Source organism: Bradyrhizobium sp. STM 3809, from assembly GCF_000239795.1.
GTDB lineage: Bacteria > Pseudomonadota > Alphaproteobacteria > Rhizobiales > Xanthobacteraceae > Bradyrhizobium.
Genome location: NZ_CAFJ01000023.1, coordinates 1 through 7441, shown reverse-complemented (window position 1 = coordinate 7441; position 7441 = coordinate 1). Strand labels below are relative to the sequence as shown.

Annotated in this window: 10 protein-coding genes and 1 pseudogene; 2 read left to right on the top strand and 9 right to left on the bottom strand. The window is 64.4% G+C overall.

The features are described 5' to 3' along the window. Positions 1-28: 28 nt before the first annotated feature. The 8 genes from BRAS3809_RS01240 to BRAS3809_RS01205 form a co-directional block, all read right to left on the bottom strand. Positions 29-352, bottom strand: coding sequence for a HesB/IscA family protein (locus BRAS3809_RS01240; RefSeq protein ID WP_008960282.1), 324 nt, complete (start codon positions 350-352; stop codon positions 29-31). Positions 353-362: 10 nt separating this feature from the next. Next, positions 363-587 carry a YfhL family 4Fe-4S dicluster ferredoxin gene (locus BRAS3809_RS01235; protein ID WP_006609676.1) on the bottom strand — a complete coding sequence of 75 codons (225 nt, stop codon included), beginning with the start codon at positions 585-587 and terminating at the stop codon, positions 363-365. Between the two features lie 55 nt (positions 588-642). Next, positions 643-2205 carry a nitrogenase cofactor biosynthesis protein NifB gene (gene nifB, locus BRAS3809_RS01230; RefSeq protein WP_008960281.1) on the bottom strand — a complete coding sequence of 521 codons (1563 nt, stop codon included), beginning with the start codon at positions 2203-2205 and terminating at the stop codon, positions 643-645. A gap of 260 nt (positions 2206-2465) precedes the next feature. Beyond that, positions 2466-3332, bottom strand: coding sequence for an SIR2 family NAD-dependent protein deacylase (locus tag BRAS3809_RS01225; RefSeq protein WP_008960280.1), 867 nt, complete (start codon positions 3330-3332; stop codon positions 2466-2468). Next, positions 3332-3553 (bottom strand): putative nitrogen fixation protein NifT, encoded by a 222-nt coding sequence (nifT, locus tag BRAS3809_RS01220; protein ID WP_008960279.1) that lies wholly within the window; start codon positions 3551-3553, stop codon positions 3332-3334. Before nifT ends, BRAS3809_RS01225 begins: the two co-directional genes overlap by 1 nt. After that, complete coding sequence (gene nifS / locus BRAS3809_RS01215) at positions 3550-4764, bottom strand: cysteine desulfurase NifS (RefSeq protein ID WP_008960278.1); 1215 nt, start codon at positions 4762-4764, stop codon at positions 3550-3552. Before nifS ends, nifT begins: the two co-directional genes overlap by 4 nt. Before the next feature lie 9 nt (positions 4765-4773). Beyond that, complete coding sequence (locus tag BRAS3809_RS01210; RefSeq protein WP_008960277.1) at positions 4774-5064, bottom strand: NifU family protein; 291 nt, start codon at positions 5062-5064, stop codon at positions 4774-4776. Between the two features lie 29 nt (positions 5065-5093). Further along, complete coding sequence (locus BRAS3809_RS01205; protein ID WP_008960276.1) at positions 5094-5414, bottom strand: HesB/IscA family protein; 321 nt, start codon at positions 5412-5414, stop codon at positions 5094-5096. 326 nt (positions 5415-5740) lie between these two features. On the opposite strand from BRAS3809_RS01205, the gene BRAS3809_RS01200 reads away from it, so the two are divergent. Beyond that, complete coding sequence (locus tag BRAS3809_RS01200) at positions 5741-6349, top strand: hypothetical protein (protein WP_006609669.1); 609 nt, start codon at positions 5741-5743, stop codon at positions 6347-6349. A 220-nt stretch (positions 6350-6569) separates the two neighbouring features. Here the strand turns inward: BRAS3809_RS01200 and BRAS3809_RS01195 are convergent, their stop codons facing one another. Next, positions 6570-6992, bottom strand: a complete 423-nt coding sequence (locus BRAS3809_RS01195; protein WP_035654868.1) for a Rieske (2Fe-2S) protein — start codon at positions 6990-6992, stop codon at positions 6570-6572. A 199-nt stretch (positions 6993-7191) separates the two neighbouring features. Between BRAS3809_RS01195 and BRAS3809_RS01190 the strand changes: the two are divergent. Further along, positions 7192-7441: pseudogene (locus tag BRAS3809_RS01190) on the top strand (hypothetical protein); the annotation flags it as partial.

Sequence of the window (7441 nt, the reverse complement as noted above, 5' to 3'; positions counted from 1 at the left end):
TCCGTTGGCATGGCGTGCCGTCCTGCTGCTACAGCGCCTTCAGGGCATGGGTGGAACACGACACCTGCTTCGGATCGTGGAACACCAGGCCGGTCTGTGTCGCCGTGTCGGCGAAGTCGATGGTGACGCCGTCGAGCAGCAGCCGGCTCTCAGCCGGCAGGAACAGCTTGACGCCGTCACGCTCAACCACGGCGTCGCCGGCGAGCGGCGTCGCGATTACGCTGATGTCGGCCGCGAGACCCGAGCAGCCGCCCGGCGACACCGCGAGGCGGAAGCCGGCGCCAGCGCCACCGTCGGCCCGCAGCATCATGCGCATGAATTTCTGCGCGGCTGGCGTGAGCGTGAAGTTCATCTGGGTCTCCTCAGGCCGGCGGCTGGTAGCGCGGGAACGAATTGTCGATGACGCAGGTATTGTCCACCGGGCAGACCGCTGCGCATTGCGGCTCGTCGAAATGGCCGATGCACTCGGTACACTTCTTGGGGTCGATCACGAAGGTGCCGTTCTTCTCGGAGATCGCCACGTTCGGGCATTCGGGCTCGCAGGCCGAGCAGCTCGTGCATTGCGAGGCAATGATCTTCAAAGTCATGAAACGCTCCTGTCGAAGGGGGCCGGCGGCTCCGGGGCGCCGCCGGGATCGGATCTCACGCCGCCGAGGTCAGCGCGCCCTGGCGGATCTCGGCGTCGCCGCGCACGACGTGCTGGATCTCGCCGCTGTTGACCTTGTCGAGATAGCTCTTGAACCAGGCGATCGCCGACTTCTCGATGAACTCGTGGGCGAACTGGTCGACCGGCTCGATGCCGGCGGCCTGCAGGTCGCTCTTCGGGCAGCCGCCGATCTTGGCCACGAACACCGCATGGCAGTCGTTGATGGCGCGGATCACGGTCTCCAGGCTGTCCTCGTCGCCATAGCCGCCCTGGCAGTACAGGTCGACGCGGCGGTGACCGACGAACTTCGCACCGGCCGTGGAGAGTTCGTAGACCTGGAACTCCTTGGCATGCCCGAAATGCTCGTTGATCAGGCCGGAGCCCTTGGTCGCGACCGCAACCAGCAGCTTGATGTCGCTGGACTGGCCGGCGAGCGAGGCAAGCTCCTCCTGCCGTGCGACGACCTTGGCGACACGCTCGCTCTCGACCGCCTCCTGATAGGCCTTGCGGCTGTCGATGTCGTAGTTCACTTCCATCGCCATGATCTTGTCGGTGGTGAACTCCGCCGAGCGGTCCTCGCCGAGCAGGCCGACGGCGTCGGCGCGGCACTGGCGGCAGTGCCGCATCATGTTCATTTCGCCTTCGCACTCGTCCTGCAGGGCCTTGAGCTCCTGCGCGGTCGGGCCGCGCTGGCCGGTCAAGCCGAACACGGTGCCGTGCTCCGGGGAGGAGATCAGCGGCATGATGTTGTGCAGGAAGGCGCCACGCGACTTCACCGCCTTGTTGACCTCGACGAGGTGCTTGTCGTTGACGCCGGGGATCATCACCGAGTTGACCTTGCAGAGGATGCCGCGCTCGGTCAGCATCTCCAGGCCCTGCAGCTGGCGATCAGTGAGAAGCTTGGCGGCTTCGACGCCGGTGTAGCGCTTGTGCTTCCAGAATACCCAGGGATAGATCTTGGCGCCGATCTCGGGATCGACCATGTTGATGGTGATGGTGACGTGATCGACGTTGAAGCCGGCGATGGTGTCGACATGGTCGGGCAGCGCGAGGCCGTTGGTCGACAGGCAGAGCTTGATGTCGGGCGCGGTGCGCGCGATCAGCTCGAACGTCTTGAAGGTCTTCTCGGGGTTGGCGAGCGGATCGCCGGGACCGGCGATGCCGAGCACGGTCATCTGCGGAATGGTCGAGGCGACCGCGAGCACCTTCTTGGCGGCCTGCTCCGGCGAGAGCTTCTCGCTGACGACGCCCGGACGCGACTCGTTGGCGCAGTCATATTTGCGATTGCAGTAATTGCACTGGATGTTGCAGGCGGGCGCCACGGCGACATGCATGCGTGCATAGTGGTGATGCGCCTCTTCGCTGTAGCAGGGATGGTTCTTCACCTTCTCCCAGATTTCCGGCGGCAGGTCGTTCTCGCCGGCGCCCGAGCCGCAGCTCGCCTTGCCGCTGCCGCCCGAGGTGCCGCAGCCCTTGTGTTCCGCGATGGTCTGCATCACCGAGCTCAGCTTGTCGCCGTCCGGTATCGTCGCCTGTTCATGCTGCACTGACGCGTCCATGTCCGCTCCTTAACGTTGCTGGCGAGCCGCAAACCGCCTTGCAAAGGAGTTCAGCAACTCGCGTGCCACGCCGCGAACAAGATCATTCCTGCGAACTATCAAAGCCTTAGCAAAATCATCGCGGCTGTCGCCTTGCCAACATGCGAAAGCCTCTCGTTTGATGCGTTGTTAGAAACGTTACAGACTCGGATTCGACGCCAAGCGCACAGCAAAACAGCGCGGCTTGCGGCCGCGCTGTTCGTGATGGGGACGGATCGAGCTCAGCCGCCGATGATGATCTCGGTGGCACGCGCCAGCGGGATCGCGATCGGAATCAGCCGCTCGGCAATGAAGAACTTCAGCTCGTTCTTCGACAGCGTGTCCGGCTCGACCAGGACGTAATGCTCGCTCCCCGAGCGCTTGATGACCTGGCGGCCATAGGTGCGCAGCAGCTGGTCATTGAAGCGGCAGCCGATGAACAGGAAGCCGCGATCAGTGCGGCGATCCTTCACGGTGTCAGGAATCGGCGTCTGGATGTCGATGTCGGTCAGGACCTCGACATAGTCGGCGTCGGTGATCAGGAAGTTCTTGGCCGGCGTGATGCCGCCATGCGGCTTGTACAGCAGCGTGGTCCAGGCATTGGCCTTCTCGCGATCGCTCTCGGCGCCTGCAGCGTCGTAGAAGCGATACCAGCGGTCCTCGCCGATGCCGGCGCGGGTGATGCCTTGCACCTCGCCCCAATCGCCGCGGCCCACCAGCGCGGTCCGCATCGCGCCGTCATACCAGCTGTCGACGATCATCGGCAGTGGCAGCGATGCCAGATGCTGCTGCAGCGGCGTCGGCGCGACAGGCGTCGCGAAAGCTTCCGCCATCAGTGCCGTGACCGTCGAGCGGTGACGCGTGCTCTCGATGTGCTGTGCCGAGGCCCAGGCATTTCCCTTCGCCCGGCGCGGCAGCGCCACCTTGGTGCCGAAGAACGCGGCCAGCGCCTCCGGATTCATCGGCACCGGCGCGCCGGACTGCTCCGACACGGCGGGCCCAAGGAACGGAACGATCTTGCCGGCCTTGAGCTTGGCAACGACATCCTTCAGCAGCGCTTCGGCGTCGGCCTGCTTGATGATGTCGATATGAGGAAGCGGCGCATTCATCACTCGTCCCCTTCTCCACCGCGCTTGCGCGCATTGATCGTGATCGGCAGCCGCGTGTCGGCGGCCATCTGCGGCAGCTCGAGCACCCAGCCATTGGCGATCTTGATCCAGCCGCCCCACAAGGTTTCGTGCTCGGACTCGACGATCGGCTCCTCCAGGTCCTTCTTGGGGACGTAGATCGAGAGGCCGGTTTCCGGCGAGCGGCGGATCATGACTTTCATTGCGTAAGCTCCGTGGGACGAAGGGCGTCCGCCGCGTTTGACGGATGATGTTGCAGCCAGGCCGGCGATGTCTCGCGCAGCCGGCCGACGATGTCGGGCAGCACAGCCAGCACACGCGCGATGTCGTCGTCGGTGGTGTCGCGCGACAACGAGAAACGCACCGCGCCGCGCAGCAGCTCCGGCGGCACGTTCATCGCCCTGAGCACATGCGACGGTTCCATCGAGCCGGACGCGCAGGCGGAGCCGAGCGAGGCGGCAATGCCGGCCTGGTTCAGCCGCATCACGATCGGCTCGCCTTCGAGATGCTCGAAGGCGATGTTGGCCGTGTTCGGAAGCCGCTGATCGGGATCGCCGAGCACGGCGCAATGGCCGACGCCCTGGATGATGCCCTGCTCCAGCCGGTCGCGCAGCGCGCGGACTCGGCCCTGCTCGTCGGCGAGATGCTTTGCGGCGAGTTCGGCCGCCTTGCCGAGGCCGACGATGGCGGGAACATTCTCGGTGCCGCCCCGCCGGCGGCGCTCCTGCGGGCCACCGCGCACCAGCGGCGCGAACGGCGTGCCCTTCCTGACATACAGCGCACCGATGCCCTTCGGCCCGTGCAGCTTGTGTCCGGACAGCGACAGCATGTCGACGCCGGCGGATTTCAGGTCGATCGCGATCTTGCCGACGGCCTGTACGGCATCGGTGTGAAACAGCGCGCCGGCGTCATGCGCGAGCTTGGCCAGCTCAGGAATGGGATTCAGCGTACCGGTCTCGTTGTTCGCCCACATCACGGAGGCGACCGCGGTGCGCGGCCCAAGCGCGCGCTTGTAGGCGTCGACATCGAGCCGCCCGGCGGCATCCACACCGATCAGGTGCACCGTCACTCCACGCTTGTCGCGGAGATACTCGACCAGTGTCAGGATCGCGGGATGCTCCACCGCGGTGGTGACGATCTCGCTGCGTCCTTCCTGGGTCTCCAGAGCCGACAGGATCGCGGTGTTGTCGGATTCCGTCCCGCCCGACGTGTAGACGATCTCGTGGTCGAACGCGGCGCCGAGCAGCGCCTGCAGGCTCTTGCGCGCCTGACGGACCGCGCCCGCGACCTCGCTGCCGAAGGCATGCGAGGACGAGGCGTTGCCGAACTGATCCGTGAAGAACGGCAACATCGCCGCGACGACCTCGGGGTCGACGCGCGTCGTGGCGTTGTTGTCGAGATACACCGGGCGCAAGGCCGCTCCTTAATGCCGCGCCTTCGCTGCGCCGGCCACCGGAACGAGACGGACGAACTCGCCGAGCTTCTCAATCATCCGGGCCTGGATGCCCTCGAGCGTCGCGCTGGCGAGCTTGCAGAAGATGCAGGCGCCGGCGAGCTTGACCATGATCTTGTTGCCGTCGATCTCGACGAGCTCGCAATCGCCGCCGTCGCGCTTGAGGTTCGGGCGGACCTCCTCGATCACGGCGCGGATGATCCGCTCGCGCTCGCTCATCTGGGCCGGCGCTTCGACGATGCCCTGGGTTTCGACCAGCATGATATCAGCTCTTTCAGATGTTGACGGGATCAAGCAAACGACTTGCCGCAGCCGCAGCTCGACTTGGCGTTGGGATTCTCGAAGGTGAAGCCGGAGCCTTCCAGCGCGACGACGAAATCGATCGTGGTGCCCTCGAGATATTCGAGGCTCTTGTGATCGACGAGCACGCGCACGCCCTCGCGCTCGATCACGGTGTCCTCCGGCTCGCTGCCGCTGACGAGGCCCATGTTGTATTTGAGCCCGGCGCAGCCGCCGGCCTCGACCATGATCCGGAGGCCGTCGACCGGCTTGTCCGAGGTCGTGATCGCGTTGCGGACCGCATTGATGGCGCTGTCGGTCAGGTTGATCATCATCGTCTGGCCTTTCCCATTCGGCTGTTGAGAACCGAATTGGCAAGTCTCGTGCCATGGAACAATGGCCTGAAAGAACACGGCTTTTCGCGATGTCGCTGTGGCGTTTCCGACGCGTGTCGGCTTTGCGACAGGCGCGGTTCACGCCGTGTCGCGCCCGTGACGCCACGATGTCGCGGCGCAAATCCGACAATCGACCGGCCCGACGGGCGAAAATTCCAGGCAAATCAACGCGCAACGAACATCGGCAGACAACTTGCATCACCGCCCTTTTGACCGCGCCGTGCGGCGAACGGCTCATGAAGGACATGCGAGGGGATTTGCTGATGACGACATTGGAGAAGACGGTTGCGATCGAGACCACCGCGCTCGCGCAACTCGACAAGGAAGGACGGCTGCTGAACGCCGTGCTGAAGGCGCCGACCACGAAGCCCGGACGGTTCGGCTTCCGCGGCGACATCGCGTTGAAATTCCAGACCCAGGTCGCCGACGAGAAGCGCCCGCCGGATTTCTCGATCGAGCAGGTGCTGACGATCGTCAACGACGGCGAGCCCACCATCCCGGTGCTGGTCGGCTACATCCACTCGCTCGCCTATCTCGAGACGGCGGTGGAGGTGCTGAAAGGCCTGCTGAAGCCCGACGGTAGCTACTTCATGTTCTGCAACAACATCGACCTCCTGGCGAAGTACCGCATCAAGATGGGCGATGTGACGTTCTACGTCCTGCCGTGCGATGAATCGACGGTCTGGAAGGAGATGATGGATCTCCTGTCGATCGACAAGAACGACATCAAGAAGCTCGACACCGCCGGAAAGCTCGACTACGTGCTCGACGCCGCCGTGAAGTTCAGCGAGAGCTACGAGGTCATCGCCTATGCCGACGCGCTGGCCAAGATGGAGCCGGTGAAGAACCGCAACGAAAACCGGCCGGTATGAGGTTTTCTTACCATCTCCACAGCTGTCATGCTCCGCGAAGGCGGATCATCCAGTACGCCGCGGCAGATGATGTAGAACCGAGACGTCACGGCGTACTGGATCGTCCGCCTTCGCGGACGATGACAGCGAGGGTTATATAAGTTGAGGTGCCAAGAGGTTAGAAACGGCACCTAGCACAAGCTGAAGTCCCGGCGCTCGCGTCGGGACTTCGTGTGAGATCTCAGCCTTCCTCACACTGCATACCGGCCTCTTCCTCGTCGTCCTCGTCGTCCTCGACCAGGGTCACGCCGGTGACGCAGATGTCGCCGTCGATGACCGACAGGGCCACCGGCGTCAGGCTCTCGCCCTTGCACGGGCCGTCGACGCACATTCCGGTGCCGATCTCGAACAGCGAGCCGTGCTTGCCGCAGAGGATGCGCAGGCCGTTGCCGTCCATGAACTGGTTGCGCTCCCAGTCCAGGTTCACCTTGTCGTGCGGGCACATGTTCAGATAGCCGAACACCTGCTTGCCCCAGCGGATCACGAAGATCGGCCAGGGGCGATGGCTGCCGTCCTCTGCCACGATCATGAGCTGGAAGCCCATGGCGCGGCGGCTCGGGATGTCGTTGAAGCTGCAGATGGCGTAGGCGACGTCGGTCGTCATGTCAGGCCTCATCGATGTCTGGCGCATGTCCGACATCATCGCTTCCAGCACCGCGAAAGCGACGGTCGGCTCGCTGACAGATCACGTTGCAAGATTCGCGCAACTCCGCTGCGGCGCCTGTCTTTCTCGCTATTGCGAGAGACTGGCACAGAACTTGAAAATTTCTCCTGCAAACGCGCCTCTTTGTAAGGAGATCGACATGAACGTGACACTGGACTTCGTCGAAAGCTCGCTCGACGACATCAAGGCCGCTTTGGACGGCGGCACGCTGACGGTCTACTCGGTGGCGCGTCCGACCACCGCCGACAAGGCGGTCGACCGCAGCGGCGTGCTCGCGACCTTTACCTTCGGCTCCCCCGCTTTCGGCCCTGCGGTCGACGGCCTCGAGCAGCCGAACTTCGTCGCCGCCGCCGTGCCGGCCGCCACCGTCGGCACGCCCGGCTTCGCGC